Origin of the sequence: Methanoregula sp., from assembly GCF_041663825.1 — an archaeon.
Taxonomy (GTDB): Archaea; Halobacteriota; Methanomicrobia; order Methanomicrobiales; family Methanospirillaceae; genus Methanoregula.
Genome location: NZ_JBAYLY010000007.1, coordinates 1 through 25,491, shown reverse-complemented (window position 1 = coordinate 25,491; position 25,491 = coordinate 1). Strand labels below are relative to the sequence as shown.

Below are 25,491 nucleotides of genomic sequence, written 5' to 3'. Positions count from 1 at the left end.
CTGAACTCCCACTTCGATGAGCCATCAGGTATAACTCAGCTGCCCCGGCCGTTGACAATCCGCTCGAATATCCCAGCTGCCTCCCATCACCGCGCCATCAGCGCGAACACACCCCATCCAAGGTATTCACGCGTGTACGTGGCGTAGCGTTTTGGTTCCAAAGTCAGTTGGGCTCTGACATCTTTCGCGAAGTCGTCGTCGGGATTCACTTCGAGCCATCGGCGCATGGTGAGCCACTTGGCGGCTTCGTACCTGTCCCAGCCTTCCTGATCAGCCAGAACCATTTCCACAACATCGTAATTGAGGTCGCTAAAAGACGCGAGAAGATCTGGAAGCATGAGAAAGTCGGAGACAGAATTAGCACCGCATCCCTTGGCAACGTCTTCCGTCGGAGGTAACTTCAGCCAGTAGGGCTCGCCGATGAGGATGATCCCTTCGGAGCAAAGACTCTTCGCCAGAAGTTCGATGGTGCCTGCGACTCCCCCACCGATCCACGTGGCACCGAGACAGGCTGCCACACCGACCTTTTCATCGGCGACGTAGCCGGCAGCGTCGCCATGGATGAACTTGACTCGATCGGCGACTCCGAGTTCTGCAGCGCGGAGTTTCGCTTGCTCGGTGAACAACTGGCTCATGTCGATGCCGACGCCGATAACTCCGTAATCGCGTGCCCAGGTGCACAGCATCTCGCCCGAACCGCTGCCGAGATCGAGTACACGGGCCCCCAATTCCAGGCGCAACGCTGCGCCGAGAGTGGCGAGATTTTCTGGTGTGAACGGGTTATGGATGCGGTGAGCACTTTCGGTAATGTTAAAGATACGTGGGATGTCCAATGCACACACTCCTTTTACTAAGTTGTGAAATAACTGGGATATACCTTTAGTGACTGTAGTAGATAGGGGTTTTAAATATCACACCCCAGCCTCAACGTTTCGAGTTGTTGCTTTTGGTGTTCCGTAATTAAATCTGAACTCACACTCTTTTTTTAAAAACAGTGGGAAAGAATCCGTGTGGATTCCATTATATTTCATCAGCACTCTTTTGGCCTGATTTTAAAAATTTTCAATACCATTGATATGATTCTTACCCTTGGCTAACACACTGCCAAAATATCTCTCATCAGGTTCAATACAACCATCAAAAACTTCACTGGCCTGAAGCGCCAGATGAAAGGAGATAATTTGCCTGATCTTTTTATAGAATAGATCTGCCGTATTGGGGTGAATATCAAGCAGATTAGTTACTGATCTGGTGGTAACTTCCAGCACGAAATATTCAAGCAGCCTGATTTGAGAATTTTTCTTTAATTTACCATTGTTGAGCTTCATTTTCATAGATTAGCAGATTAGCTAATCTAGAACAGCCCTTAAAAAAAAGTCCTTTTTGCTTACTTTGTAAGCTGTTCTACTTCATCGGAAAGCCGGCGCATCCGTTCCCGGATCTCTTCCGGCAAATGGCTCGCTGACGCGATGCTCTCATCGATGGTCACCCGTTTTGTCCCGGAGAGCAGGTTATCCGCGTGGGTGACGATCTTCTCCTCGATTGTCTGCGGCATACAGTCCCGGGGGGCAAGCCTGAGGGCCACACATTCGTCCGCGGTCATCCCGGCCCCGGTGTGGCACTCCACGATCCGCGCAACGTTCTCGGGAAATCCCATCGTGCGCAGGAGATCCGCGCCCTTCTGGGCATGGTCGATCCCGTGCGTGCTCCCCCGGCCGATGTCGTGGAGGAGCGCCCCGGTCATGACCAGTTCCTGGTCGGCACGATCGCACTTTCGTGCGTACTCCATCGCACAGTCACAGACCGCCTCGCAGTGAGCGATCACCTTCGGGCTGCACCCGGCACTTTTTAAGAGCGCGATACAGCGATCCCGTGTTTCAGGCATGACCCAGGACTTTTTTCATCGCGTCGATGCGATCCCGGAGCGCTTTTACAAGCATGTCGTTATCGAAATGGCCAAGCGGCTGCTCGCAGTTCGGGCACTTGAAGTCGCCGCCTATCGCCTGCGAAAAGGTAAAGATATCGTGGCAGTCCTTGCAGATGAAGAAATCGTTTTCTTCTTCGAACTGCGCCCGGTGTTCGAGTTTGTCCAGCACCACTTCCATATCATCGCGGATGGCGTCGTGGATGTGATCGATCCGCAGTTGCCAGAGATAGGTGAGCCAGCCGGTCTCGTTGTTCTTGATCCTGTGATATTCGGCGAGCCTTCGCTCATACAGCGTGTAGAGCGTGTGACGCACGGAGTTTAAGTTAATCCCGGTACTTGCGGCCAAATCCTCGTCGCTGTGCTCGCCTTCTTTGGGGAATTTTTCCAGAAGGTTGAGCCCCTCATCGCCAATCAGCCGGTGTATGTAAGCCCGCATTGCCGGATTATTGAGCACTTCTTCCACAGGGTCCATTAGTGAACATATTGTCGGACAGAGCTAATATTTTTATCCAGCACAGAAAGTGCCTCATCGCGTGTTTTTCCGGTCCCGGAAACGCTCACGATTGCCTGCTCTTCTTCAAAAAAAGTTCCCGGCCACGGGATATCGGATACCACGGGTGCGAGATCCTTGAGATCTGCTTTCAGGGTCATGTCCCGGTCGGCAAAAAGGATGCGCCGCGCTGCATATTCCTGCATCTCCGGCACTTCCGGTAGCGTTCCCGCGCAGGCATTGACATGGTACTGGAACAGGCTGCATCCGCAGGCCATCTCCACGGTGTCGACCGTTCCCTGGAACCGGGGGTTCACTTCGATTACCCACGGTGTGTCGCGACCAAGAACAAAATCGATGCCGAGCGTTCCCTTACATCCGCTCGATGCGGAAATTTTTTCGGCAAGGGCGATCATCTGCCCGGCCAATGGATGGTCAAAAGGTGTCACCGACCCGGAGAACCCGAATGCGGATTCGCCATCTCCCCGAAGCAGCTGTTCGTTTACGGCAATCGCCCGGGCCTCATGGCCGTTTGCCACGCAGCAGACACTTGCGGGGATTCCGTCAACCACCTGCTGGCGGATATAAGGAATATCCGGGTACAGGGATGCCCAGTGTTTTTCCTTGTCGGCATCCCGGATCACCGCGTTCCTCCACCCGCCCGCACCCCTGCGGGGCTTTGCCATCACCGGGTATTTTCCGTCCGCAGCAATACGGGGAACCGGAACTTTGAGATCCTCAAAAAAGTGCTGCATATCCAGTTTGTCAAGGAACCGGCCCACCCTATCCCGGGGAGTGCCGCACAGCGGGACAGGAAACGTCAGGTCTTCAGCCCCTGATGTTGCAATCACGAGATCAAATGAATAGTTGCGGCACATCCGGTCCACGGTCTCGGGAAGATCAGAGAGATCTTCAAACTTCATCCGGTCCCGGGTATACCAGAACAGGTCCTGGTCGCAGAAATGGTCGACCGCACAGACTTCATAGCCGGCCCGTGCGGCCGACTGCACCACATGGCGCGTGGAAAACCCGGCAACGAGGACCCGGCCTCTCACAACTCCTCCGTCTGCTTCCCTGCCTTTGAGGGGACAATCCGGATCTTTGCATCAGGGAACTGGTGAGAGAATTCCGTTCCCTCGTAGAGATGGTCGAGAAACAGCGCGAGGCTTGAGATCTCTGAATGGGGCTGGCCGGTCACGGCGACATTGTAGTCCGCAAGGCCGTACATCTCGCCGGGCACCTTCTCCGCCCCAACAACGATAAGAAGTTTTTCGCATGGCCGGATCTCGCCGATGATATCGGGCAGGTTGATCCCATACATCGTGAGATGGACAACTTTTCCCCCGGCAGCCTTCCATTCCTTGATGCAGGCACGCCACTGGACATTGTCCTCGCAGAAAAATTTCCCGCCCCACCGGTCTGCCACGTCATTGACACTCTCCACCACGCCCTTGTCGCTTGCAGCAAGAAACATGCCCGAAGCCCCGAGCGCCCGGCCGGTCAGCGCGACATGGGTGGTCACCCGCTGGTCGCGCTCGGGCCGGTGGCCGATCCGGAGTATTGCAACATCTTTTCCCGTCATAATTATTTTTTCCTGGCTTTTATCACGCCATCTTCGAAAACGTACGGAAGCTCATTATCGTATTTTGCCTGGCATTTTACGAGTGACTCCCCGACAGAGAGCACCCGGACCTCTGAACCGGTCCGGTTGATGAGGAGATTATGGTCGAGCCGCAAAAGCGATGCGTCGACAGCTGCTGCGTCAAGGCCGCTCTCTTTTACCAGTTCTTCCGCAGTTGCCGTACTTTTCTGCGCGATGAGATGGTAGATCAGCCAGTCGGCATCCTCTTCTTTCACCTGTAATCATTCCCGCCCGGCCCGATTATAGTTTATTGCCGGCGGGTTTTTTTGCCGGCCTTTACGGCACTCTTTTTGTCCTTTCCCGCATACCATATCCCATGGATACAGAAAATCCCGCGCCGACATTTCCCGAACTGGTGAAAATCGCGGACTGCCTGCTGGATGAAAGCGGCGAGGATGATGACGTGCTCATGCGCGGACTGGAGACCCTGCCCGGGCCGACAAGAAACGAACTCATTGTCTCGGATCTCCTGAACGCGTGGCAGGTATTCTATTATTTCTTCCGCACCGTGCCGGACGAACTGGTGCGGGAGCGCCTCGAACTCGAACCTGCATCGTCGCTTGTCGAAGGAGTGGAGATCGATGAGATCGAGCTGCTTACGAGAGTATTCCGGGTCAAAAACAACCGGCCCGAGATCCTTGTAACTGACGGGAAAGACCCCTTAAAAACATTTTCCGGCGCGAGTGCGGTGGCCGACAGCCAGACCTATATCGAATCGACGTTATAACCGGTCGCCGGCGCTTATCAGCTGTTCGTCCACCCGGGCCGGGACAACGGGCGGGACAACACCCCATTTTATTACGGTCTCTCCCATAATCGCAAAGACTCCCTGCACCGTGTCAGGGTCGATCTGGTCAAGAACACTCTTGTCGTCCGGGCGGATCTGGTTACAGACTGCGGTTGCCCACGCATCGGCAAGCAGGGGATCGTACGCGAAGATCGTGACCGCGTCCGCGATACCAAACGAGATGGACGGGCCGACCGTGGCAGACGAGGTGCAGATCCCAAACGGTTTGTTGCGCGGCGGGACGACAAAGGCGATTTTGTCCGAGAGCGGGGCAGTCCCGGCATGCACGCCCACCCTCACGTCCCGGTCGCTGACAAGCGCAATATCCCCTCCGTTATCGATGACTCCGAACCGAGCACCTGCCCCGATCATGGCATCGATCCCGGCGGCAGCGATGGCTCCTGCCACAGTTGCCATAGGCCCGACGCCGGCGGCGGATGCAGCAGCGGCCATATGCAGGATCAGGGGCTCGTCCGTATCCGGCGTGTAGGGGGAAAACGTGCTTGCAAAAAAAGGATCGCGGGCGATATAGCCTTCGAGCACCTGCCGGGCGGCGATCATACCCTCCTTTGCCGCTGCCGCGTGAGCGGGGGTCTCTGCGAGGATCGCCGCAAAGGTCTCGCGGAACCGGAACGGCTCGCGGATCATAACGGCAAAGACAACGCCCTGTGCGGGCACGCGTCCACGCATTTCCCGCAGAGCACGCACCGGTCTTCAACAATCACGAGTTTCCACTCATTATCAAACGAGAAGACCTCGCGGGGGCAGATTGAGATACAGGCGCCGCAGTCCACGCACTCGCTCGTGTTGAGGTTGATCCCGTGTTCTAGCAGCCGCACGGTCGCCCCGAGCCGGGTCATGGTCTTCCGGACCAGCTGGCACTGGTCGTCGGGTACTTCAATGAGCGCTTCGCCTTCCGACGAATCGATCACGGCACGTTCGACATTGATGAGGACGCCGGTATCCTTTACCACCTGCGCGATGATCGGGGCATTCCCCTTCCCCCGGGAAAAGTTCACGAGCAGTTTCATTTCAGCCACCTCCCGCCGAAGAGTTTCCCGAGATTGATCGCGGTGAGCATGCCTATCACGTGGCGATCCTTATCGACAACAGGCAGTGCGCTGATGTTGTTCTGCTCAAGTTTCTGCACCGCGATATCGACTGCCTCATCGGTCGTGGTCGTCACCACTTTCTTTTTCATGATGTCGCCAACGATACTGGCCTTGCCGGGATTAGCAACTGCCTTTGAGACATCGAATGTGGTCACGATACCCACGAGTCTCCCGTCCTTCCCGATGACCGGCAGGTGGTTGGTCTCACCCTTGAGCAGTTTCTGCGCTGCCGCACGGATCTCTTCTGATTCTCCGACGCTCACGACCTGTCGGTCCATGATGTCCATGACGCGCGGGCCTTTTCTGGTCTCATGCATCGGGTGTGCTTTCTTGGTATTATCTATGGGCCGGGTGGGCAGGGTAAGCTGCATCGCTCCCTTCCCTATCCAGTCTTTTAGTTCCCCGGCAACCTGGCGCGCCCTGCGATAGCTCGACAGCGACGAAGTCCGCACCTGCTCGCCGTTGATCTCGACCGATCCCGATCGCAGTTCCTCGTAGGTTACGCTCCGGACCAGGGGCCGGTTCCGGCTTGGCACGCCGTAATCGATCAGGTCGACCGAGATATCCTTATCACGGACCGCCGTTGCCCTGACTACGTCAATATCGAGCACCGGCAGCGGCACCCCGAGCCCCACGTAGAGCGTGACGCCGTACCCGGTCATGGTTGCAGCGCGGAGGTACTCGGATGACATCTCTTTGAGGTTGCCCGTGACCATCAGCGTCCCGAAACCGCCGCCCGGAGAGTGCTGCGTTCCTTCGCCAACGACCATACCCTGAGCCCCGCACAAAAAGATCGGGACGCCGCTTCCGATCAGCCGGAGTTTCGGATCGTTTGAGATCGGGTTTAACACACCTGCTCCCGAGTAGGTGATATTCCCGGAGTTCGGAAGGAGCGTTCCCATATAGGTATGCAGGAGCCGGTCGGTCGTGTTTGTCGCCGCGTTGTACCGCTGGTACGCGTTCCGCGGGTTACACATGATCGCCTGGTTGAGGTTTTCGAGGAGCAGTTCGGTCGTGATCGTCCTGCGCGGGTAACAGTCAGTGCCCCGGGAGGTTGCCCGCAGTTCCACCGATTTTCCCGAGACCAGATCTTCAAGAACGTGAGCCCCGCCATACTGCTCTTCGAGCGTATCCGACTGCTGGGTCGCGCCGATATAGGTATCGACCGCGGCAAGCCCGCCGTAGGCTTCGACATCGTTGAGCCAGATCCGCTCCATCCGGATCGGCGGTTCCGAGTGCCCGAAATTCAAGAACGCGCCCGAGGAGCACATTGCACCGAACGTCCCGGTGGTAACAACATCGACCTCTTTAAGCGCGCCTTCTTCACCCAACTCGTCAACGAGGCCGGGCATCTCTTCTGCGGTGACAACACGGGCACTGCCGTCACGGATGCGCTCGTTGATCTGTTCGATGGACTTGTGCATGGCTGAAAATATCGTTTTATGAATATTAAAACTCATTGCTATTACCCATAGTAATAAATGGTATATATCCCCGCCCGGCGATACTCATTGTATATGCAGATGCGTGCCTTTGCAGAAGAGATGGAGGCCCTTGCCCCCCCGGCTCTTGCCGAAGAGTTCGATGCCGGAAGGATCGGGCTCGTGGTGGAAGGAAGACCGGAAATTGATAAAGTCTGCTGTGCGCTGGACGCCACACCCGCCGTGGTCCGGCAGGCAGTCGCCTCCGGGGCGGACATGCTCGTCGTCCATCACACGCCAATCTGGACACCGATTACTGCGATCACCGGGCCCACTGCCTCCCTGATGCGGGAGATCCTTGTCGGGGGCCTGAACGTGTACGTGATGCACACGAACTTCGATCACGCGGCCGGCGGCGTCAACGATGCCCTTGCCGAACTTCTCGGGCTCTCAGAATGCGAACCGATGTCTCTTGGCGCGGTCGGCACCTGCACGCTTCCGCTCCCGGAAATCTCCCGAAGGCTGGGCGGGAACCTCCGGATCTGGGGCACTCTCGTATCCTGCCGCCGGCTTGCGGTTGTAGCGGGCAGCGGGTTTGATCTCTCCCTCATTGCCGAAGCACAGCAGCTCGGGGCCGATGCATTCCTCTCGGCCGAGATGAAACATTCGGTCGCCCGGGCCGCATCACTCCCCTGCATTGAGTCGACCCATTATGCACTCGAAGCGCCGGCCATGAAGCGCCTTTCCGGCCTGCGGGGCTGGCAGTACATTGACGATCCGCCGCTCCTTTCCGTATGCCCATGAACGATCTCTGGCAGCAGCTGCGCGAAAAAAAAGCACTGGATGACGCGCTCCGCGCCGGTATTGTCGCTGAATTCGGGACAAGGGGCACAAAGGCACTTGATGCCATTGACCGGAACCTGGTGAAAAAATATCTTGATTTTTTTGTAGTCATTGGGTCAACCGGCGAGTACGTTGTCTCTGAAAACGTCTGCACCTGCCGGGATTTTGCCTTCCGGCAAAAACCCTGCTGGCATCTTATTGCCGTCAGGATTGCGGAAGCAACCGGCCTGTTTGAGACGATCGATACCTGGTACCAGGAAAACTGGAAAAAATAAGTGCAGCCAAAGACAATAACTATGCTGGTATCCTTATCTATACAGGCAGTCGTGGTTTTCACATGTTCGAAGAAGAATACCAGCTCGAATATTTCAAGAATCAGGGATTTACGCGGAAGATCTGCAAATCATGCGGTTCTCCGTTCTGGACCCGCGACAGTTCCCGGGATAACTGCGGCGACGCAGCCTGCGAACCCTATACGTTTATCGGCAATCCCGTGTTTACTCCCCATACGATCGACGAGATGCGCGAGGCATTTCTCTCATTTTTTGAAAAGAACGGGCACACCCGTATCGAGCGCTACCCGGTGGCCGCACGCTGGCGGGACGATATCTATCTCACCATCGCCTCCATCGCCGACTTCCAGCCGTTTGTGACCAGTGGCATTGTCCCTCCGCCCGCAAACCCGCTCACCATCTCCCAGCCCTGTATCCGGTTAAACGACCTTGATTCGGTCGGGAAATCCGGGCGGCACCTGACCACGTTCGAGATGCTTGCCCACCACGCATTCAACACCCCTACCGAAGAGATTTACTGGAAAGACCGCACTGTCGAACTCTGCGACCAGTTCCTCGCTTCCATCGGCGGCGACCTCACCAAGGTCACATATAAGGAACACCCGTGGATTGGCGGCGGAAACGCGGGGCCGAGTGTTGAGGTCATGATCGGCGGCCTTGAGGTTGCAACCCTTGTCTTCATGAGCCTTGGCCGACAGAAGACAAACCACCCCGGCTACGATCTCAATGGCGAGATGTATTACCCGATAAAACTACGGATTGTCGATACCGGGTACGGGCTTGAACGGCTGGTCTGGGCCTCGAAAGGATCCCCGACAATCTACGACGCCGTGTTCCCCGAAATGGTCAGCCGGGTCATGAGTTCGGCCGGGATCTCACACCTGCTTGAAAACAAGGACTATACGAAAATCCTGGCCCTGAACGCGAAGTTTGCCGGGCTCATGGACATCTCCGGCTCCAATCTCTTTAACCTGCGGAAGAAAGTGGCAGCTGCCATCGACATCTCGCCCGAGAAACTTGACAAGATGATGACACCCATCGAGAAGGTGTACGCGATTTGCGATCATACCCGGTGCCTTGCGTATATGCTCGGTGATTGCATCGTGCCTTCAAATGTCCGCGAAGGTTACCTTGCCCGGCTTGTCATCAGACGGACATTGCGGATGATGAACGACTTTAAGATGCAGGATTCCCTGGCCGATCTCATCGAAGAACAGATGAAGATCATTGGCTTGAAAAAATTCGAGCAGGATATTGCCATTGTCCGTGAAATTGTTGACCGCGAAGTAGAGAAATACGCGGCGACACTCGACCGCGGGACCCGGATCGTCCAGAAGGTCGCAAAGACCTACAAGGCAAAGAGCCAGCGCGTGCCGCTCTCCGAGATCATCACCCTGTACGATTCCCACGGCATCCCGCCCGAGATGATCAAGGATATCGCCACAAAGGAAGGCGCTGTCATCGATCTCCCGGACAATTTTTATTCCCAGATTGCCGACATGCACTCCGAGTCAAAGAAGGAGGTTGTTCTGGACAAGACCGCGAAATATACCGAACGAGTACAGGGCCTTCCGCCGACAAAGAAACTCTATTACGAGCAACCCGAAGATATCGAATTCGAAGCGGTCGTCATCGACTTCTTCGAAGGGTATGCGGTGCTTGACCAGACGCTCTTTTACCCGGAGGGCGGCGGCCAGCCGGCAGATACCGGCAGCCTTGTGGGATCCGAAAGCATGGCACGCGTTGACGATGTAGTCAAAGTCGGCGATGTCATCCTCCATCATATCAGCGGCGGTCTCCTGCAGCGTGGTGAGCGGGTCAAGGGTATGGTTGACGAGGAACGGCGCTTCTCGCTGATGCGCCACCATACGGCTACCCATATTCTCCTCCACGCATCAAAAGAGGTGCTTGGTGCCCACATCCACCAGTCGGGGGCGCAGAAAGGGGCCGAAAGCTCGCGTATTGATATCCGGCACTTTAAGCACATTACTCCAGAAGAATTGCGCAAGATCGAGATCGCGGCAAACCGGATGGTCATGGCTAACCAACCGGTCGAGATCTCTGTCGAGAGCCGCACCAAGGCCGAACAGCAGTACGGTTTCTCTCTGTATCAGGGGGGCGTCCCGCAGGGAAAAGACATCCGTGTCGTAAAAGTTGCTGGCGATATCGAGGCCTGCGCCGGGACACACTGCCGGAGCACCGGGGAGATTGGGATTATCAAGATCCTCCGGGTCGAACACATCCAGGACGGGATCGAACGGATCGAGTTTGCGGCCGGGACGGCAGCAGTCTATTACCTGCAGCATCTTGAACAGATTGCAACCTCCTCTGCCGATACCCTGTCAGTCCAGCTCGAAAACCTCCCGACCACAGTCTCCCGTTTCTTCACCGAATGGAAAGACCAGAAAAAAGAGATCGAACGCATGAGCCAGAAACTGGTAGACCTTGAGATAAAGACGATCCGGTCCGAAACGATCGGCGTGATTCCTGTAGTTGTAAAACGTATCGATCTCGCACCACGCGAACTCTCAACGATTGCTTCAGCAATTTCTGAAAAGGGCGGGGTCGCTCTCCTTGCCTCCCTAGGCGAAACCGCCCGGGTTGTCCTTGCATCGGGGGACAAACGGGTGAACGCCGGGGAGATCATCGGGCAGGTCTGCAGTCTCCTTGGTGGCAAAGGTGGCGGAAAACCAAACATGGCACAGGGAGGCGGGCCGGAAGTCGAAAAACTTGACTTTGCCCTGAACGTAGGGCGCGAGCGAATTCTTGCTGCGCTGCAAAAGAGTTAAACATGACGGGAAATGTCGTGGTGCTGGAACCCGGCGATGAACGGGCGCAGAAGATTGCAAAAGCCATGGGCAGCCAGACAGCAAGTGACATTCTTACCCTCCTTGCCGCCGGCACAAAGAGCCTCACTGACATCACCGAGCAGCTCAACATTCCCCTCACCACGGCAAAATATCATGCCGAGAACCTGCTCGATGCCGGTCTCATTACCGTTTCCGAGACACGGTACAGCATCAAAGGGCGCGAGGTCAAGATGTACTCACTCACCGATCAGCTCCTGATCGTCGCGCCAAAACAGACCAATGTCAGGGCCCTTCTTCTCAAGTACAGTTCCCTCTTTGGGATTGTCATTGCCGGTACGCTTGCGATCTTCGCACTCACCCCACTTCTTGCTTCGCAGGCCCCGGTCGGGGCAGTTCCCATGGCGGCGAACCGGGCAGGGGGATCGGAAATGTATGCCGTAAAAGCCGTGGCAGACTCAAGTATTGTGCAGGAAGTATCTCCTGACCTGGCACTTGCCTTTTTCTGCGGCGGGGCATTTGTCATCTTTGTCCTGCTCTGCTACGAAGCATATCTCTGGAAGAAGAAACGATAAACCTGCAACGTGAACAACAGATTTTTTTTAATTATCTGCGGTTACGGTACACATTATTTGTACCGTAAAATTATCCGGGTTTCTCTTACTAAAAAAAAAATCTGGGGATTTATTTACTTTCGGTCTTTTTTGATCCCGCTTGCGATCAACATCACGATTCCCAGTGCCCCGATCACAAGAACCGCCGATAGGGGCGATTTGGTTGCGGTGGGTATCGGAGTAAGAGCAGTAGTTTTTACTATGGTGACCTTTTTTGTTGTCGTCACTGTAGGTACCGTTGTTGCTGCAGTAGGTGCCACGACATGGAACGTTATTACAGCAATGGTGCCTTTGGCATCGGCGAACTGAACATTATAATTATCCGGTTGCGTCACGGTTACGGTCTGTGTGAAAAAGCCGTCACCGCTCTGCAAATTGTTCTCAGTCCTGATATACTGGGGACCAAACACCCGCCCGGCCGATTCACCGTCAACCTGTAACTGAATGCCCGAATTTCCTCCTTTCTTAAGGGAACCTGCAATCAGGAGCGCATCAGCCAGGTTCTGGGTGGTTGGTGATGTAATGGTAAGTTCGCTGGACCGGTCGGTGAGGGTTATAAGCAGGCTCGATACGGAGTCATCACGCATTGACGGAACAACTCCATTGAAATGGATCTCCATTTTGTACTGGCCGCCTTTAAGACCCGTAGTATCGAAAAGCTTGTACTGGGTAGACTTGTCTGGCTGGATTGTCATGGGTTGACGGTCAATTTCCGTAGAGGTATACTGCGACTGGTAAAAGACAAGGTCAAAACTGGTCCCTGGCGGGAAATCGGAATCAACCGCGCATTTGAGGGTATCCCCAACCGGGATTGTCTTGGGTGAACAGTTCAGGTACATCCCGTACGCGGATGCTGATCCCACAAGTAACAGGGTCGCCAGAAGCAGGACAAAAAGATACTTTTTCATGTCTAAATTGTCGAATGGCAAAATTAAAAAGGTTCCCCCTTCATCTGCAGAGGTTTTGGTACAGGTCCGGCTGCACAGCAATGCATCAGACCAGATCGATAAAATTCCTGAGCAGCCGCAGGCCGACCGCCCCGCTCTTTTCCGGGTGGAACTGGACGCCGTACACGTTATCCCTCACAATCGACGAAGCAAACGGGACAATGTATTCCGTTGTCGTAAGCGTATATTCCGGTGTTGTATCTGCATAGTACGAATGAACAAAATAGACATACTCTTCCGGGGAGAGTCCTGATAAGAGGGGGTTATTCTCTTTATTGAGTTGTATAGTGTTCCAGCCCATGTGAGGCACTTTTACACCCGGGACCCGGGGAAATCTGCGCACGCAGCCCGGGATGAGGCCGAGGCCCCGGTGTGTCCCGTGTTCCTCGCTTGAGTCCATAAGCATCTGCATACCAAGACAGATGCCAAGGAGCGGCACCTCTTTTGTGGCAGCGCAGACCGTTTCCTTAAGTGGGCCCAGCTGGTCCATACCTTCGTGGAAGGCGCCGACACCCGGGAGCACGATTCCGTCAGCCGCTGCAATCTCCTCCGTATTCCCGGTGATTGTCGCATCCGCTCCTGCGGCTTCAAGTCCCTTTTTTACGCTCCGCAGGTTTCCCAGGCCGTAATCAATGATGGTGACGTTCTTTCCCATGTACGCCCTCCTTTAATCTCCATGCCCCGCTCGTGATCCAGTCGTCCGGCAGCCCCTGTGCCTGCTGCCACGCATTAAGTCGTTCTACCCATCCGCTCCAGAGATCGGCAAAGTCGGTCTCGATCATGTGGATTAATGCCATATCACTGGACGGGCACATGAAACATCCGATCCGGTCCAGCCTGCGCTCGTAGAGGACATTATACGGGGCCTTCTCGCGGAACAGGTACAGCCAGACATGAAGTGCGGTCCAGTCCTGGATCGGTGCCGCGGAGACCTGGACTTTTACCGTCGGGTTCTTCCAGACCCGATCGCTCTCTGCCCGGGAGAGGGATTCGTACCGGCGCTGTCCGATAAAGGAGAGGCATTCACCCCAGGTCGAGCGGATTGTCGCGGCGACCGGCAACAACTTGCAGACGCTACAGCACCAGCGGGCGTTAACCGCCGGCGGGCCTTCCCGGGCAAGCGTCTCATAGAATTTGGTCGATGTATTGGTCCGGATAACCTCTGCGTTGTACTTCTGCTGCACCGCCTCCACATTTGCATACGTTTCAGGGAATTCGAGACCGGTATCGGCAAAGAGCAGCGGGACGTTCCCGAGTGCTTTTCTCACGACAAGCATGGTCACGAGGCTGTCCTTTCCTCCTGAGTAGGAGACCGTAGGCTGGAGGGGATACGCAGCGGCGACGTCTTTGACGAACCGGACTGATTCTTCTTCAGCCCGCGTGATCACATCTGCATTTGCCCGGACTGCATCCTCCCAGGTTGCCTTCCCTGGCACGATCTGCGAGGGAACGTTCCTGCGGGTGCGGACGATCTGGCCTTTCTGCATCGCCCGCGCCTCTTCTGCCCCCGCTTTTGCCCGGCCCACTGCGATGCACTCCCCGCTTTCGGTAACAACAAAGACCTCGTCACCGGTACGGATGGCATCATCGAGGGAAACAAGGCCCGGCCTGAGGACGCTCATCCCCTGGTCGCGGATAAACGGCGCAGCACTGTCATCCACGACAACGACGTGTTTTGTGGGTTTGAAAAGACCGTATGCCTCTGGGCGGGGGATCGGTTCCCAGCGCCGCTCCATTGGGATGTACCGGATGGAGCCGGCGAGCCCGCCGCCGATTATAATCTCTTCCATCCGGTCGTTGTCCGGTACCTTGTTCAAGAGGACAAGGTGTCCGTCAGGAACGAGTGGCGCCCTGAAGTGCTCTGTAAAGATACTGTTGATGAGCGCGACATCCGCCGGAAATGCCGGTCGGGCATCACCTGGGGGGGTGAGTGGAACCTCGCGGGTGGCTGCACCGCAGGCACAGGTTTTTGCCAAGACCGGCGTATGGCACTTGTCGCACCAGCGCAGCAGGATCTTACCAAGATAGGACGGGTGCATTCCTACATTTGTTCGCGTTTGTCCGATAAAAGGGTAGGCGCTTTTCCCATCACATGTAAGGTTACAATTGCCGTATTACCATGGGACAAAACCGGGGATGCCGGGTGTATCGGGAGGTTTGATATGTACCTGTTCTCCATTTTAATACTGTGATACGAGACCGCAGGGGACCCGGATATCCCGTGGTTTTCGGAGTGTGATCGCAGGTGACGCTTGACATCTGGCTTTTTGCGGCAGTCTGCCTTTTTGTCCTTGCTTTTTGCGCAGTGCTGCGTGTCATTCCCGGCCCGACTCTGCATGACCGACTTCTTGCAGTAAACGTAGCGGCTACCCTTGCATGTGCGGGAGCGCTTACCCTCACGGTGTCTGCGGGGAACCTGATCATTCCGGTAATTGCGGGGCTGATTGAATGTATCGTATTTGTGGCCACCATACGGATCGCTGAGGTACACCGGAGTGAGGTTCTATGATCGAGTGGGCGGTGGATGTGTTCCTGTACATCCTGCTCCTTGCAGCCATCGGTTTTGGATGGATCAGCGTGATTGGTCTGATTCTCTTTCCGGATATCCGGAGCAGGGCATTTACCGGTCTGCGGGCCGGCTTTATTGCCATCGCACTTGTCACCATCGCCGGGATCTGCTACGGTCTTTTTCTCTGGATTACAACCGGCGGGCTACAATATCTGTTATACATTATTGCTATAGTCCTGATGTGTGTCCTTGTCGTGATCCTGAACCGGATCGCAGCAAACGAAGTTTGTCGTAAAACCGTACCGGGCCAACAAGTATCCAAAGAACAAAAAGACAATCGGTAATTTTTTATGTCTAAATTTAAGCGGATGTACGCAGGTCTTATCCGGTATACTGCCCATTTCTCTTCCTGATCAGACGCTGTTGCCTCTGGCATTATCGAACTTTCCAAAAAGAGTAACGGCAGATTTCTGTGAACCGGTGTGGATTTTAACAGAACCCATTTTTCCAAATTCCTAAAAAGAGGGAGACGATCACCGATCTGCGGCAAGGCGTTTTTCAAGCGCAGCGATCCTGTCCATAAGATCCTGCTCACGCTGTGCAAATGCTGTCACATCAGTCATCGTGAAGTACGTACTTACCGTGTCCCCGTGCCGCACCGAATTGATCTGTCCATATATACACCGCTTCTCCCCGTTTTTGCAGAGCATCCATGTCTGGAATTTTGCCGGAGGTTCTGTACAGGTCTGGGATTTCCGGTAGAGCTCATCCATCATCAACCTTGTCTCCGGTGTCGCCAGGTCTTGAGTGTTCTTCGTACTCAGCTCCTCTAATGAATATCCCGAGATTTCGCAGATGCGCCGGTTGGCATAGACAAACTGATCGTTTTCGATGATAAGCACGGCATCCTGGATGTTCTCTGCCATCATCCTGAACCGCTGCTCACTCTCAACAAGTGCGGCATCTTTTAACTGGAGGTCCGTGACATCAGTTATAATAACAAAGTGGTACAGGATCTCTCCGTGCTCAATGCCGGTGATCCTGACATACACATGTCGGTACACTCCGTCTTTCCTCCGGATCAGTCCATGGAATTCGGCGAGCCCCGAAGGAAGATTCTTGCGGGGATCCACCAGCGGCTTGATCTTTTTCCGATCTTCCGGCGCGATGATGGTCATGGGGTCCATTGCCCACAGTTCTTCAAAAGTATACCCGGTAATCTCGGCAACCCTCCGGTTCACGAACGTACACTTTTCATTCTCAAGGATAAGCAGGCCGTCCTGGATATTCTCTGCCATCATCCTGAACCGTTCTTCCCATTCACGGATCCCCCGTTCCCTCATGATGTCCCCGGTCACATCGGAAAGGATGATCGTGAACCCCCGGGCACCATCATCAAAAACCGTGGGAATGGATTTTTGCTTGAAGATACGTTCGCCGGTCTCTTTTACCTGGAACGAGAGGGTAGTTTCTGTTTCTTCAGAGGGTGTCGTAGCAAGGGAATTGACAAGTTCATGTACATCCACCTCAGGTGATTTGAGAAACGAGATGTTTTTCCCGACTGCCTCTTTTCGTGTGAGATAAAGGAGTGCCAGAAAATTATCATTGATCTCGATGATGCGGGACTCATTGTCAAGGACCATGATAAGGTCTTTTGAATAACTGAGCATCGCTGACAGGGGGACTCTCTGTGAGAGGGTAAACACTTTTGCCATCCCATATGTCCGCATATTCACCTGCCCGGAGATCAGGAGAATATCGAGGTAGCGGCCAGTCGTATTCTTGTTCTTTTTGAGCGCCTTTGCTATGTCAGTAACACTCATTCCTTCAGGGTTTTGTTTGAGAAGATTCTTTATGAGAATAAGTTCCTGCTGGTAATCGTGCATCATATGAATGACTGTTCCTTTTCAAATGGTATACTCAAATACATATTTATAATTGCCGTCACTCATTTATATGTATGGCAGATAATGAAAAGATTTATAATTTATCATGATCAATGTACTTACTCTAAATATTCAATTATTTTAAAGTATGACAGAAAACTGGAGGAAATGTAAATGGCTTTTATCGCTTCTGGTCTGATAGACCAATGGTATGCCACTATAATGACATATGTTCCCACTATCCTGGGAGCAATTATTGTACTTCTTATCGGGTGGATTGTTGGCCGCCTGTTAGGAAAAGCAGTCCGGATTGTTCTCGATAAGATCAGCGAACAGCATATTGTCGAGCAGGTTGCCGATCAGGCATCCTTTGCCGGGTCTGTGAAAAACGCCGGCCTCACTGTCGGTTATATCGGTGATATCGCAGTAAGGATATTTGTTTACCTGATTGCAATCCTTGCCGCAGTTGACATCCTCAACATGGATTACATGAGCAAGCTGATGACAGTAATTGTTGAGTATATCCCGCATGTTGTAGCATTTGTCATCATTCTTGTAGTGGGTCTCCTTCTCGCGGATTATTTCATCGACTTTCTCGCAAAGTACTATTCAAAGCAGGACATCTCGTTCATCTCGCCGTTCCTGTTCCTGCTCCGGCTCTTTTTGTACTTCGTGATTGTAGTCCTTTCCCTCTCCCAGCTGATGCTCGACCTCACCATCATCTACACGTTTGTTACCCCGGTTGCATGGGGTATCGGTCTTGGTCTTGGCGCAGCAATTGCTATCATCGTCGGCTTCGGGCTTAAGAACCGCAGCGAAGCGATCATGGATAAGATCATCGATTCAGTGGTCGCGAAGAAAGAGAAACCATAAAATTTTTTTGCTCTGTAGAAATCCTAATTTAAAACGAGTTGTACCGATGACCGAAAGATCTAAGGTACAGCGTCTCCTTCTTTTGATGTGTGGTCAAAAAGACAGGAGACAAATAAGAAATCGTTAAGCCGGAATATCAGGTTTATCCAAGCGGCCATTTCTATCGTAAAGTTCACGCATCTCAATCCCTATTCCTGTAAATTTTCAAAGAAGATCTACACGCAACACCAACTTCTCGTCCTGATTTTGTTCAAAGATTTCCGAAACCAGCACTACCGGGAATTCATCGAAGATGTCGGAGATATGGCCGAAGTTCAGGGGATTCTTGATCTCTCCGAGGTACCTCATTTCACAACGCTCCAGAGATTTATCAGTCGGCTAAAAACTCTTTATCTTCGGTTCACCTTCAGAAAAATGGTGAACCTGTTTTATTCTTCCGATGAAAATATTCCCATAACCGCCATTGATTCATCCGGGTTTACCAGCGGGTACTGTAGCCATTATTTCTCCGAACGAACGGGTAAGATCCGAAAACATTTCCTGAAAGTTTCCATATCCGTTGATACCGAGCAACAGGCGATTACAGGGTTTGTTGCCTCGAACAGCCGGGTTCACGATACTCGACATGCTGTGAAATTACTCCGACAATGTCACAAACTCCGAAAGTCAGATTGCTACGTCATGGATAAAGGATACGACTCTGAAGCAATTCATCGACAGATCCGAGAGGGCCTTCACGCCAATTCTGTTATTCCCATCCGCTCCTGGAATAACGAGATTATTGGCGGTACTTACCGTCAGGAAATGGCGCAACGGTTCAATGATATTATTTATCCTCGACGACAACTCGTAGAAACAAAATTTTCCGTCTTGAAAAGAAAGTTTGGTGGGGATCTTAAAGCAAGAAGATTCAGGATTCAGATCAAAGAAATCGCTAACAAAATGATTGTCTGTAACATTCACAGGTTCTTACTCTTTTTCTTTGTTGAGGTTTTCTACAGAGCAGAAAAAACGACAATTTGGAATTATCTTTGAAAACAGGGCAAAACCAAGGCCACTTGAACCTGCATAATAGCGGACCTGTACGGGCACCTGTTTTCCGGATGGGTTAGAATACGTGATCGGGGCAAAAAAGGCCGCTATGGCCCTCCCGGCCCGGAGGTGATCGCCATCCCAAAAGATCATTTCCAACCATTAATCGGAGGATATTACGGCAGGATCCGGATAGTCCCGAATGCCACTGGGGCTACCTTTCTATCCCGGCCATGCTCCGGCGCCCCTGTTCCTCACATCATATAACGGGAATATGTTCCGCGAAACCATGTCCGACACTGTCGTGAATTTCACGTTTTGCAAGCTGCGGGACTTTCGACCGCGTCTGGTTCAACGTGTTCGAGACATCCGGATGTAAAACGGGACATTTGTCCGGGTCTCGTCCTGATTCTTTTACCTGCGGAAATTTTTCAGGATAACTTTTCGGATAAAAAAAGGACGATGCCGTTTCCAGGCAGCTTACTTGAGTTTTTTTTCGAGTTTCTTGAGTTTCTTCTTGGCGTCTTTGCTACCCGCAGCCGCCTGTTTTGAGAGCTCTTCAGCCTTGGCCTTCTTCACTTGGTTCAGCTTCGTCATCTGTTTTTTACTCGTTGGCATACAGTTACCTCGCTACGTCTGTGGCTGATTTAATTTGGCTTTTTTCCTTTTTAATATATCCCTGTATTGTGGCGCCCCTTTAACTTCGAATAAACAAAGAGCGGGGGTGACATAAGAGTAAACAACGAAGAAACCCGGCCTTGTCAATAGCGCATGAGGGTTTAATACCGGTCAGCATTGTAGTAAGGGCACAGCCACCAGACCCGGCAGCCACAACATTTCATACTGTAATAGACAGCACGATTTGCCATAAACATGGTGTCAGTTGAAAAATTTTTTTGCGGTTATCGGTAAGGTCATTCGTACCTTTTTTTATCTCCGTGCATTTTCCACCACATCCCCTTATCTGTCACGGGTCAGGAGACCCAAATGAGAGAGCCCTGAAAATCGATCTGTAATCCTCCGCACCTTCCTTGTTTTATCCGGCAAAAAACATTTCATAACGTTTTTACTCTCCTGCATCCAGACGGGACTATGATATCCCTCATAAGGCACTCATGGGGAACATATCTCTCCTTCGGGTTTCTGGTTTTGTTTTTCTTTTCCTGCATGCCGGTCGCTTCGGCTGCAGGATCCCAGAGATCCGCCGATGAGAATGCCTCATGGACAATCGCCGATACGTTCAATGTTGCTGCAGTCCAGTCCCTGGATGTATCACCACATGGAAACCAGATCACATACGCGGTCCAGAAAACGGTGTTGAATGGTACGGAAAGCGGGTACCAGTCGGTTATCTATGTTGTAAATACCGATGGGACCGGCACACGGCAGCTCACCAACGATACGGATTCCTGCTCAAGTCCCGCCTGGTCCCCGGACGGGAAACAGATCGCGGGCATCTGTGTTGAATCCGGTCTCCCCCAGATCCGGGTAATGAACGCTGATGGCTCCGGTGCTTTTGTACTGACAAACCAGGAGACCGGGGTCGCGGTATTTGCCTGGGCACCGGACAAAAACCGGATCACGTACTCCGCGATGCTGCCACTCACCGATGAACAGAAGCGTGCGGCCGCAGCGGAAAATATCGTGATTGTTTTCGGGAACAATACGTACAGGACCGGCCTCTACCTTATTTCCGATATCTCATCGGCCAAATACCCGCAGACCGCACAACTCATCTCGCCGGATACGGCAAGCATTGTGAGCTGGGACTGGTCGCCGGATGGGAAATCCATCGCGGCTATCACTGCACCAAATACTGATTTGCTCTCGCCCGACACATCCATATCCCTCCTGGACCCAACGACCGGGAAGATGACAACCATTGCCCCACAGCCGGATAAGGGCAGTTACTACCGGGTCGTTTTTTCCCCGGACGGAACAACGGTTGCCTACAGCATGATTGGCGCCATTCCCTACCAGGACTTCTTTGTAGTTCCCGTAACCGGCGGCAGCAGCCGGATCGTTGCACACGACCTCGACATCCCGGCCACGCTTCTGCTCAATTACAGACTTTTCTGGTCGATAGACGGGAAGTACCTGTATGCACCGGAATCAAACCGGACCCTGGTCTCAGTCTATGCCATCGCGACAGATGGATCCGGGAAAAAAGTACTCTTCACGTACGGGTCCATCGGGACACTTGCCGAAAACCGGGAAAAGACTATCCTTGCCTGCACCGCTGAAGACACGGATGTAGCATCGGAGATCTACGTTACCCCGGCGGACACGTTCAGTCCCGTCCAGGTGACCCGGCTCAACAGCGATCTCCCCACGGCGAAATTCGGGAAAACCGAGATCGTCCGTTGGACATCGTACGATGGTACCGGGATTGAGGGACTGCTCACCTACCCGGTCAATTATACACCGGGCACAGTTTACCCCCTCATTGTCGTACCCCATGGCGGGCCATCTGATAATTATGTACACATCTACACCGGGACCGGGGGTGTAGTCCCGGTCGCCACGTTCTCCTCGCTCGGGTATGCAGTTCTCCGGCCCAATATCCGGGGTTCGACCGGGTACGGACCGAACTTTACGTGGGCAAATTATCATGACTGGGGCGGCGGGGACGAGCGGGACCTGATGGCGGGCGTCGATGACCTGGTGGCCCGGGGGATTGCGGATCCGGAAAGGCTTGGGATCATCGGGCACAGCTATGGCGGGTACATGACGGTTTGGACCGTGACGCAGACTGGCCGGTTCAAAGGAGCTGTCGCGATAGCGCCCATCACGGATATCATCAGCAATGCCGGGACAAGGGAAGGCCTTGACATGACACCCCTCTATTTCGGGACCGAGTACTGGAATGACTGGGATTATTATTCGGAACGTTCACCGGTCCGGCATATCGGGAATGTCTCGACCCCCACGCTCATTGTCACCGATAAGGAAGATGCCCAGGTCCCGCCCGGGCAGGGTCGGCAGTTCTATACCGGGCTCACAAAAAGAGGCATCCCGACGCAACTGGTCATCTACCCGAGAGCCGCCCATTTCCCGACCGAGCCACAACAGGTCCGGGACCTCTGGCTCCGGGAGATCGACTGGATGAACCGGTACGTAAACGGGAGTACCTGATTTTTTTGCAGGATGATCCTGTTCTTCACAGGTCACGTGTTATGTCACACCCTGCAAGGACGCGCTTCATGAATTTCCCCCTGTTTTTGGCAACACGTAACAAAAAATAATTGATCGGACTCGACAACCAATCTCTATGGCACTCACAAATGCTCAGGAAGCTGAAGTCAAAGAAACGATGCAGCAGTACGTCATGGCATACCGGAACAAGGATGTCAAAGGATTACTTGCCGTATTTTCCCCCGGTATCTGCGGGTTTGGCAGTGGGCCGGACGAAGTGGTCCAAAACATCAACGATTTCATCCGGCAGATTACGCGCGACATGAGCCAGGCCACGGTGAACGCGGTCGATTTCTCGGACACAGTGATCTTTGGCGAGGGACGGGTCGCATGGCTGATGACAGAGACAGTCATCACATTTACCCTCCCGGGTGCAAAAAAGCAGACGATGCACGGCCGGTCCACGATGGTGATGAGAAACACCGGCAGCCGCTGGAAAATCGAACAGTACCATTTCTCCATGCCTTACGGAGGCCAGTCCTCGGGCCAGTCGTTCCCCGGCGCGTGAAGGCAGCGCCAGGACTTTTTTTTATCTGGCCCGCGCATGGAGAGTCGATATTACCTCTTTTCACACGTCGCTTCTGGATCCGGTTACTGCCAGAACCTGGTGTTGCAAAACCGTATTTTTAAAAAGGTTACGCAAGGGACAGAGTGTCCGGTTGTAAAACTTTCAAGAAAAGTTTATTTCGTGTCAGAATAATTATCAACCCGAATCTCATCCGTTGTATACTATCATAATAAACCCGGCATGGGATGCAGTTCCATACATTCTTACCGGGGAGCAAAAGAGGGATTGACCGGAATAAGTGTCCGGTTATAAAAAAACGTGATACCGATGAAGTCCCGTGATATTGTCCTTGTCGCAGTCCTGCTTGCCGCGGGTACGGTCCTGCAATACTGCCTTTCCTGGCTCAACACTCCGATTATACCGGATGTAATTACCGCATTTTACTGTCTTTCGATTATTCTCTTCTGGCCAAAGGTGAACGAGGCCTTGGGTATCGGTATCATTGGCGGGGCCCTGTCAATGATGATCCCCGGTTCCATCCTCCCTCCTGCAAACCTGGTAAGCGGGATCGTAGGGGCGTGTTGCTGTTTTTATTGTTATGAACTTGTCCGGGACAAAAGCAACCTTGCCCCGCTCGTCTCAACCACTTCAGCCACGCTGGTGAGCGGTGTTACGTTCGTTGTAATTGTCACTGTGGTTATGTTCGGAACAATCCGTGCCACATACAGCACGTTTGCAGGATTTGTCCTGGCATTTCTTCCCCTCATCGTTATTACTGCATTACTCAATGCGGTCATTATCCAGGCACTGACCATCGTCATGGGCAAGGTGCGGGCACAGATCTGAAAAACAGACGGGATGATCGCGATCATCAGGGCTTATTTAAGCGGGTACGCGGGGTCTCGTCAACGCTTCAACGCCCTTTTTACGCTCGTGATGTATTCCCGGAACTCGGGCTGACACAGGGATCCTGCCACCTTATAAAACCCAAAAACGAGGGTGAGACGTTAAAAAAGCACACTCTGGAGGGTAACTTAAACCATTTTCTCCCCGGTCATCAAAATTATCACAAACATCCGCATCTCCTCGGAAGGTCCGGGTTTTGAAAATTGCCGCAGTCCGGTTCCGGATCGAAGAAAAACCGGCGCCCTCAAAGGATTTCATCATAGTGTGCCGATCGAAGCCGAGATGGAACACACCCGCGGTTGAGTCATGGAACTTTTCCTCATCGGAATCAAGATCGGCGATGGCAATTCTTCCTGCAGGCTTTATGACGCCGGCGATCCGGTTGAGGAGCATGCAGGTGTCCCGGATGTGATGAAAGGTCATGCTGCTGACCGCGAGGTCGAATGTGCCGGGGAGTTCGTCTCCCTGTTCCAGGTCCACGCGCCGGATGATGACGTTTTTTCTGATCATGCGCCATGATCTTTTTGTCCAGCACGTCGAACATACCCTGCGAGCTGTCGACTGCCGTGCTCGTGCAGACCTGGGGCTGGAGGAGAAGGGTCAACAGATCCGTCCCGCGCCCGAAGTCCAGCACGTCCATATCCAGCTCCGGCCGGATTGTCCTGATGATGGCCCGGGCGACATCATGCGCCATCCGTACCCGGCCCGGGTCTTCGCATCACGGCACGAATACAAGCGCATTGGCAGGGAATATGATGAATATGGTGATGTGAAAAAAATTGTGGTTATTTTATCCTGCCGGATCAGCGAGGCAGGTTATCGCGGGATTTTCCCTCATCACCGGCCCGGGTAAAAAAGTGACAGGAATTTTTTCTGTTACAATACTGATTCAAGGTGGTCTTTTATTGAGTGATCGCCAAATAAAAAAATCCGAAGATATGCTCTGTCCCTTACCAGAACTCATCTGATAGTTCCTTTACCGTCGCCGCAGCAAAACCCCTGGCGGCAGCCGGGCCGTTCGCGGTGATGATCCTGTGGTCGGTCACAACGGGCTGGCCAACAAGCACAGCCCCTCCTTTTTTCATCTCGAAAATAGCAGCGGGGCTGTTATAGACTGTTGCCTTCTTTCCTTTGAGGATCCCGGACCGGGCGAGCACTGCGGGCGCAAGGCAGATTGCAGCAACAACTTTCCCGGATTCGTGGAAATACCGGGTCAACTGCACGAGCATATCATCCTCCCAAAGATGTAACTGGCACCCGGAGCCCCCGATGATGATTAGCCCCTCGTAACTCTTCGGGTCGATATCATCAAACGAAATTCCTGCTAATGTTTTACCGCCAAGCATTCCCGTGCATGGGCCGGGGTGGATTGACGCGATATCGAACACGATCCCGGCTTTATTCAGGGCAGCAACTGGCTCGGCCAGTTCTTCATCACGATATTTTTCCGGTGCTACTGCGATGACGACTTTCATGATATCCGTAATTTTCTTTCTTCATATTTGAGGGTTGGCAAAATACAGGGTTAAACCCAATATCAATAAAAAGTATTGTCCCGATTTTCAAACGATATGTTTAGAGTGCCAGAGTTTCTGTCCTCATATAGTGACAGTATTTATGTCCGCTTTCAAGAGCACCGAACCGGTGCTTGCGGGTGAAAGCGACAATGGAAATCAGGACGAAATCGGTCGTATTCTAT

General features: G+C 53.3%; 29 protein-coding genes and 1 pseudogene. 13 read left to right on the top strand and 17 right to left on the bottom strand.

All coding sequences use genetic code 11. The annotated features are described in order from the left end of the window. Positions 1-86 precede the first annotated feature (86 nt). From WCX19_RS04770 to WCX19_RS04740, 7 genes and pseudogenes are all read right to left on the bottom strand, one after another. Positions 87-833, bottom strand: coding sequence for a cyclopropane-fatty-acyl-phospholipid synthase family protein (locus WCX19_RS04770; RefSeq protein WP_373005673.1), 747 nt, complete (start codon positions 831-833; stop codon positions 87-89). Positions 834-904: 71 nt separating this feature from the next. Continuing rightward, positions 905-1,328, bottom strand: a pseudogene (locus WCX19_RS04765) (hypothetical protein). Positions 1,329-1,387: 59 nt separating this feature from the next. Beyond that, on the bottom strand, positions 1,388-1,885 hold the full coding sequence (locus WCX19_RS04760) for an HD domain-containing protein (protein ID WP_373005671.1): 498 nt from the start codon (positions 1,883-1,885) through the stop codon (positions 1,388-1,390). Then, complete coding sequence (locus WCX19_RS04755; RefSeq protein WP_373005669.1) at positions 1,878-2,399, bottom strand: transcription factor; 522 nt, start codon at positions 2,397-2,399, stop codon at positions 1,878-1,880. The genes WCX19_RS04760 and WCX19_RS04755 overlap by 8 nt, the downstream gene beginning before the upstream one ends. Continuing rightward, positions 2,399-3,472: an ATP-grasp domain-containing protein gene (locus WCX19_RS04750; protein WP_373005667.1), complete on the bottom strand. Its 1,074-nt coding sequence runs from the start codon at positions 3,470-3,472 to the stop codon at positions 2,399-2,401. Before WCX19_RS04750 ends, WCX19_RS04755 begins: the two co-directional genes overlap by 1 nt. After that, positions 3,469-3,999, bottom strand: a complete 531-nt coding sequence (locus WCX19_RS04745; protein ID WP_373005665.1) for a tRNA (cytidine(56)-2'-O)-methyltransferase — start codon at positions 3,997-3,999, stop codon at positions 3,469-3,471. The genes WCX19_RS04750 and WCX19_RS04745 overlap by 4 nt, the downstream gene beginning before the upstream one ends. A gap of 2 nt (positions 4,000-4,001) precedes the next feature. Continuing rightward, positions 4,002-4,274, bottom strand: coding sequence for a MarR family transcriptional regulator (locus WCX19_RS04740; RefSeq protein WP_373005663.1), 273 nt, complete (start codon positions 4,272-4,274; stop codon positions 4,002-4,004). A gap of 101 nt (positions 4,275-4,375) precedes the next feature. On the opposite strand from WCX19_RS04740, the gene WCX19_RS04735 reads away from it, so the two are divergent. Then, complete coding sequence (locus WCX19_RS04735; RefSeq protein ID WP_373005661.1) at positions 4,376-4,786, top strand: hypothetical protein; 411 nt, start codon at positions 4,376-4,378, stop codon at positions 4,784-4,786. Here the strand turns inward: WCX19_RS04735 and WCX19_RS04730 are convergent. From WCX19_RS04730 to WCX19_RS04720, 3 genes are read right to left on the bottom strand one after another with little or no spacing between them, the layout of a single operon-like run. Further along, positions 4,781-5,494 (bottom strand): UPF0280 family protein, encoded by a 714-nt coding sequence (locus WCX19_RS04730; RefSeq protein ID WP_373005827.1) that lies wholly within the window; start codon positions 5,492-5,494, stop codon positions 4,781-4,783. The genes WCX19_RS04735 and WCX19_RS04730 overlap by 6 nt on opposite strands. Continuing rightward, a complete protein-coding gene (locus tag WCX19_RS04725) occupies positions 5,491-5,877 on the bottom strand; it encodes a DUF362 domain-containing protein (RefSeq protein WP_373005659.1) in 387 nt (128 codons plus the stop codon). The genes WCX19_RS04730 and WCX19_RS04725 overlap by 4 nt, the downstream gene beginning before the upstream one ends. Then, on the bottom strand, positions 5,874-7,382 hold the full coding sequence (locus WCX19_RS04720) for a homocysteine biosynthesis protein (RefSeq protein WP_373005825.1): 1,509 nt from the start codon (positions 7,380-7,382) through the stop codon (positions 5,874-5,876). Before WCX19_RS04720 ends, WCX19_RS04725 begins: the two co-directional genes overlap by 4 nt. Positions 7,383-7,475: 93 nt before the next feature. Between WCX19_RS04720 and WCX19_RS04715 the strand changes: the two genes are divergently transcribed. The 4 genes from WCX19_RS04715 to WCX19_RS04700 all read left to right on the top strand — a co-directional run bounded on the left by WCX19_RS04715 (position 7,476) and on the right by WCX19_RS04700 (position 11,897). Then, entirely contained in the window at positions 7,476-8,183 is a 708-nt protein-coding gene (locus WCX19_RS04715) for a Nif3-like dinuclear metal center hexameric protein (protein ID WP_373005657.1), read from the top strand. Continuing rightward, positions 8,174-8,497: an SWIM zinc finger family protein gene (locus tag WCX19_RS04710; RefSeq protein WP_373005655.1), complete on the top strand. Its 324-nt coding sequence runs from the start codon at positions 8,174-8,176 to the stop codon at positions 8,495-8,497. The genes WCX19_RS04715 and WCX19_RS04710 overlap by 10 nt, the downstream gene beginning before the upstream one ends. 62 nt (positions 8,498-8,559) lie before the next feature. Next, positions 8,560-11,304, top strand: coding sequence for an alanine--tRNA ligase (gene alaS, locus WCX19_RS04705; protein ID WP_373005653.1), 2,745 nt, complete (start codon positions 8,560-8,562; stop codon positions 11,302-11,304). A gap of 2 nt (positions 11,305-11,306) precedes the next feature. Then, positions 11,307-11,897 (top strand): ArsR/SmtB family transcription factor, encoded by a 591-nt coding sequence (locus WCX19_RS04700; protein WP_373005651.1) that lies wholly within the window; start codon positions 11,307-11,309, stop codon positions 11,895-11,897. Positions 11,898-12,010: 113 nt separating this feature from the next. Here WCX19_RS04700 and WCX19_RS04695 read toward each other — a convergent pair whose 3' ends face one another. The 3 genes from WCX19_RS04695 to WCX19_RS04685 form a co-directional block, all read right to left on the bottom strand. Next, positions 12,011-12,844: a hypothetical protein gene (locus WCX19_RS04695; protein ID WP_373005649.1), complete on the bottom strand. Its 834-nt coding sequence runs from the start codon at positions 12,842-12,844 to the stop codon at positions 12,011-12,013. An 85-nt stretch (positions 12,845-12,929) separates the two neighbouring features. Further along, a complete protein-coding gene (hisH, locus tag WCX19_RS04690) occupies positions 12,930-13,538 on the bottom strand; it encodes an imidazole glycerol phosphate synthase subunit HisH (protein WP_373005647.1) in 609 nt (202 codons plus the stop codon). After that, on the bottom strand, positions 13,513-14,922 hold the full coding sequence (locus WCX19_RS04685; RefSeq protein ID WP_373005645.1) for a phosphoadenosine phosphosulfate reductase family protein: 1,410 nt from the start codon (positions 14,920-14,922) through the stop codon (positions 13,513-13,515). Before WCX19_RS04685 ends, hisH begins: the two co-directional genes overlap by 26 nt. Before the next feature lie 206 nt (positions 14,923-15,128). On the opposite strand from WCX19_RS04685, the gene WCX19_RS04680 reads away from it, so the two are divergent. Further along, the gene (locus WCX19_RS04680) at positions 15,129-15,392 is read left to right on the top strand and encodes a hypothetical protein (protein ID WP_373005643.1); all 264 of its coding nucleotides are present in this window, start codon (positions 15,129-15,131) and stop codon (positions 15,390-15,392) included. Beyond that, positions 15,389-15,736, top strand: a complete 348-nt coding sequence (locus WCX19_RS04675; RefSeq protein WP_373005641.1) for a hypothetical protein — start codon at positions 15,389-15,391, stop codon at positions 15,734-15,736. The genes WCX19_RS04680 and WCX19_RS04675 overlap by 4 nt, the downstream gene beginning before the upstream one ends. 189 nt (positions 15,737-15,925) lie before the next feature. Here WCX19_RS04675 and WCX19_RS04670 read toward each other — a convergent pair whose 3' ends face one another. Continuing rightward, positions 15,926-17,281, bottom strand: a complete 1,356-nt coding sequence (locus tag WCX19_RS04670) for a PAS domain S-box protein (protein WP_373005639.1) — start codon at positions 17,279-17,281, stop codon at positions 15,926-15,928. 171 nt (positions 17,282-17,452) lie between these two features. Here WCX19_RS04670 and WCX19_RS04665 point away from each other — a divergent pair, with 171 nt between their 5' ends. After that, positions 17,453-18,151: a hypothetical protein gene (locus WCX19_RS04665; RefSeq protein WP_373005637.1), complete on the top strand. Its 699-nt coding sequence runs from the start codon at positions 17,453-17,455 to the stop codon at positions 18,149-18,151. Positions 18,152-18,238: 87 nt separating this feature from the next. Next, a complete protein-coding gene (locus WCX19_RS04660) occupies positions 18,239-19,186 on the top strand; it encodes an IS5 family transposase (protein ID WP_373005635.1) in 948 nt (315 codons plus the stop codon). Between the two features lie 477 nt (positions 19,187-19,663). On the opposite strand, the gene WCX19_RS04655 is transcribed toward WCX19_RS04660, so the two are convergent. After that, the gene (locus WCX19_RS04655; RefSeq protein ID WP_373005633.1) at positions 19,664-19,801 is read right to left on the bottom strand and encodes a hypothetical protein; all 138 of its coding nucleotides are present in this window, start codon (positions 19,799-19,801) and stop codon (positions 19,664-19,666) included. Between the two features lie 549 nt (positions 19,802-20,350). On the opposite strand from WCX19_RS04655, the gene WCX19_RS04650 reads away from it, so the two are divergent. The 3 genes from WCX19_RS04650 to WCX19_RS04640 all read left to right on the top strand — a co-directional run bounded on the left by WCX19_RS04650 (position 20,351) and on the right by WCX19_RS04640 (position 23,732). Then, complete coding sequence (locus WCX19_RS04650) at positions 20,351-22,318, top strand: alpha/beta fold hydrolase (protein WP_373005631.1); 1,968 nt, start codon at positions 20,351-20,353, stop codon at positions 22,316-22,318. 136 nt (positions 22,319-22,454) lie between these two features. Further along, positions 22,455-22,886: a nuclear transport factor 2 family protein gene (locus WCX19_RS04645; protein WP_373005629.1), complete on the top strand. Its 432-nt coding sequence runs from the start codon at positions 22,455-22,457 to the stop codon at positions 22,884-22,886. A 327-nt stretch (positions 22,887-23,213) separates the two neighbouring features. Next, positions 23,214-23,732, top strand: a complete 519-nt coding sequence (locus WCX19_RS04640) for a tryptophan transporter (RefSeq protein WP_373005627.1) — start codon at positions 23,214-23,216, stop codon at positions 23,730-23,732. Positions 23,733-23,864: 132 nt separating this feature from the next. Here WCX19_RS04640 and WCX19_RS04635 read toward each other — a convergent pair whose 3' ends face one another. Then, positions 23,865-24,302: a methyltransferase domain-containing protein gene (locus WCX19_RS04635; RefSeq protein WP_373005625.1), complete on the bottom strand. Its 438-nt coding sequence runs from the start codon at positions 24,300-24,302 to the stop codon at positions 23,865-23,867. Between WCX19_RS04635 and WCX19_RS04630 the strand changes: the two genes are divergently transcribed. After that, complete coding sequence (locus WCX19_RS04630; RefSeq protein WP_373005623.1) at positions 24,280-24,645, top strand: hypothetical protein; 366 nt, start codon at positions 24,280-24,282, stop codon at positions 24,643-24,645. The genes WCX19_RS04635 and WCX19_RS04630 overlap by 23 nt on opposite strands. Before the next feature lie 97 nt (positions 24,646-24,742). Here WCX19_RS04630 and WCX19_RS04625 read toward each other — a convergent pair whose 3' ends face one another. Beyond that, positions 24,743-25,267, bottom strand: a complete 525-nt coding sequence (locus tag WCX19_RS04625) for a DJ-1/PfpI family protein (protein WP_373005621.1) — start codon at positions 25,265-25,267, stop codon at positions 24,743-24,745. Between the last annotated feature and the right edge of the window lie 224 nt (positions 25,268-25,491).

Coding starts and splice junctions, on each gene's coding strand:
- WCX19_RS04760 (WP_373005671.1), bottom strand. CDS start 1,885: ATGCCTGAAACACGGGATCGCTGTATCGCGCTCTTAAAAAGTGCCGGG.
- WCX19_RS04755 (WP_373005669.1), bottom strand. CDS start 2,399: ATGGACCCTGTGGAAGAAGTGCTCAATAATCCGGCAATGCGGGCTTAC.
- WCX19_RS04745 (WP_373005665.1), bottom strand. CDS start 3,999: ATGACGGGAAAAGATGTTGCAATACTCCGGATCGGCCACCGGCCCGAG.
- WCX19_RS04735 (WP_373005661.1), top strand. CDS start 4,376: ATGGATACAGAAAATCCCGCGCCGACATTTCCCGAACTGGTGAAAATC.
- WCX19_RS04730 (WP_373005827.1), bottom strand. CDS start 5,494: ATGATCCGCGAGCCGTTCCGGTTCCGCGAGACCTTTGCGGCGATCCTC.
- WCX19_RS04725 (WP_373005659.1), bottom strand. CDS start 5,877: ATGAAACTGCTCGTGAACTTTTCCCGGGGGAAGGGGAATGCCCCGATC.
- WCX19_RS04720 (WP_373005825.1), bottom strand. CDS start 7,382: ATGCACAAGTCCATCGAACAGATCAACGAGCGCATCCGTGACGGCAGT.
- WCX19_RS04715 (WP_373005657.1), top strand. CDS start 7,476: ATGCAGATGCGTGCCTTTGCAGAAGAGATGGAGGCCCTTGCCCCCCCG.
- WCX19_RS04710 (WP_373005655.1), top strand. CDS start 8,174: ATGCCCATGAACGATCTCTGGCAGCAGCTGCGCGAAAAAAAAGCACTG.
- alaS (WP_373005653.1), top strand. CDS start 8,560: ATGTTCGAAGAAGAATACCAGCTCGAATATTTCAAGAATCAGGGATTT.
- WCX19_RS04700 (WP_373005651.1), top strand. CDS start 11,307: ATGACGGGAAATGTCGTGGTGCTGGAACCCGGCGATGAACGGGCGCAG.
- WCX19_RS04695 (WP_373005649.1), bottom strand. CDS start 12,844: ATGAAAAAGTATCTTTTTGTCCTGCTTCTGGCGACCCTGTTACTTGTG.
- hisH (WP_373005647.1), bottom strand. CDS start 13,538: ATGGGAAAGAACGTCACCATCATTGATTACGGCCTGGGAAACCTGCGG.
- WCX19_RS04685 (WP_373005645.1), bottom strand. CDS start 14,922: ATGCACCCGTCCTATCTTGGTAAGATCCTGCTGCGCTGGTGCGACAAG.
- WCX19_RS04675 (WP_373005641.1), top strand. CDS start 15,389: ATGATCGAGTGGGCGGTGGATGTGTTCCTGTACATCCTGCTCCTTGCA.
- WCX19_RS04670 (WP_373005639.1), bottom strand. CDS start 17,281: ATGATGCACGATTACCAGCAGGAACTTATTCTCATAAAGAATCTTCTC.
- WCX19_RS04665 (WP_373005637.1), top strand. CDS start 17,453: ATGGCTTTTATCGCTTCTGGTCTGATAGACCAATGGTATGCCACTATA.
- WCX19_RS04655 (WP_373005633.1), bottom strand. CDS start 19,801: ATGCCAACGAGTAAAAAACAGATGACGAAGCTGAACCAAGTGAAGAAG.
- WCX19_RS04650 (WP_373005631.1), top strand. CDS start 20,351: ATGCCGGTCGCTTCGGCTGCAGGATCCCAGAGATCCGCCGATGAGAAT.
- WCX19_RS04645 (WP_373005629.1), top strand. CDS start 22,455: ATGGCACTCACAAATGCTCAGGAAGCTGAAGTCAAAGAAACGATGCAG.
- WCX19_RS04640 (WP_373005627.1), top strand. CDS start 23,214: ATGAAGTCCCGTGATATTGTCCTTGTCGCAGTCCTGCTTGCCGCGGGT.
- WCX19_RS04630 (WP_373005623.1), top strand. CDS start 24,280: ATGATGACGTTTTTTCTGATCATGCGCCATGATCTTTTTGTCCAGCAC.
- WCX19_RS04635 (WP_373005625.1), bottom strand. CDS start 24,302: ATGATCAGAAAAAACGTCATCATCCGGCGCGTGGACCTGGAACAGGGA.
- WCX19_RS04625 (WP_373005621.1), bottom strand. CDS start 25,267: ATGAAAGTCGTCATCGCAGTAGCACCGGAAAAATATCGTGATGAAGAA.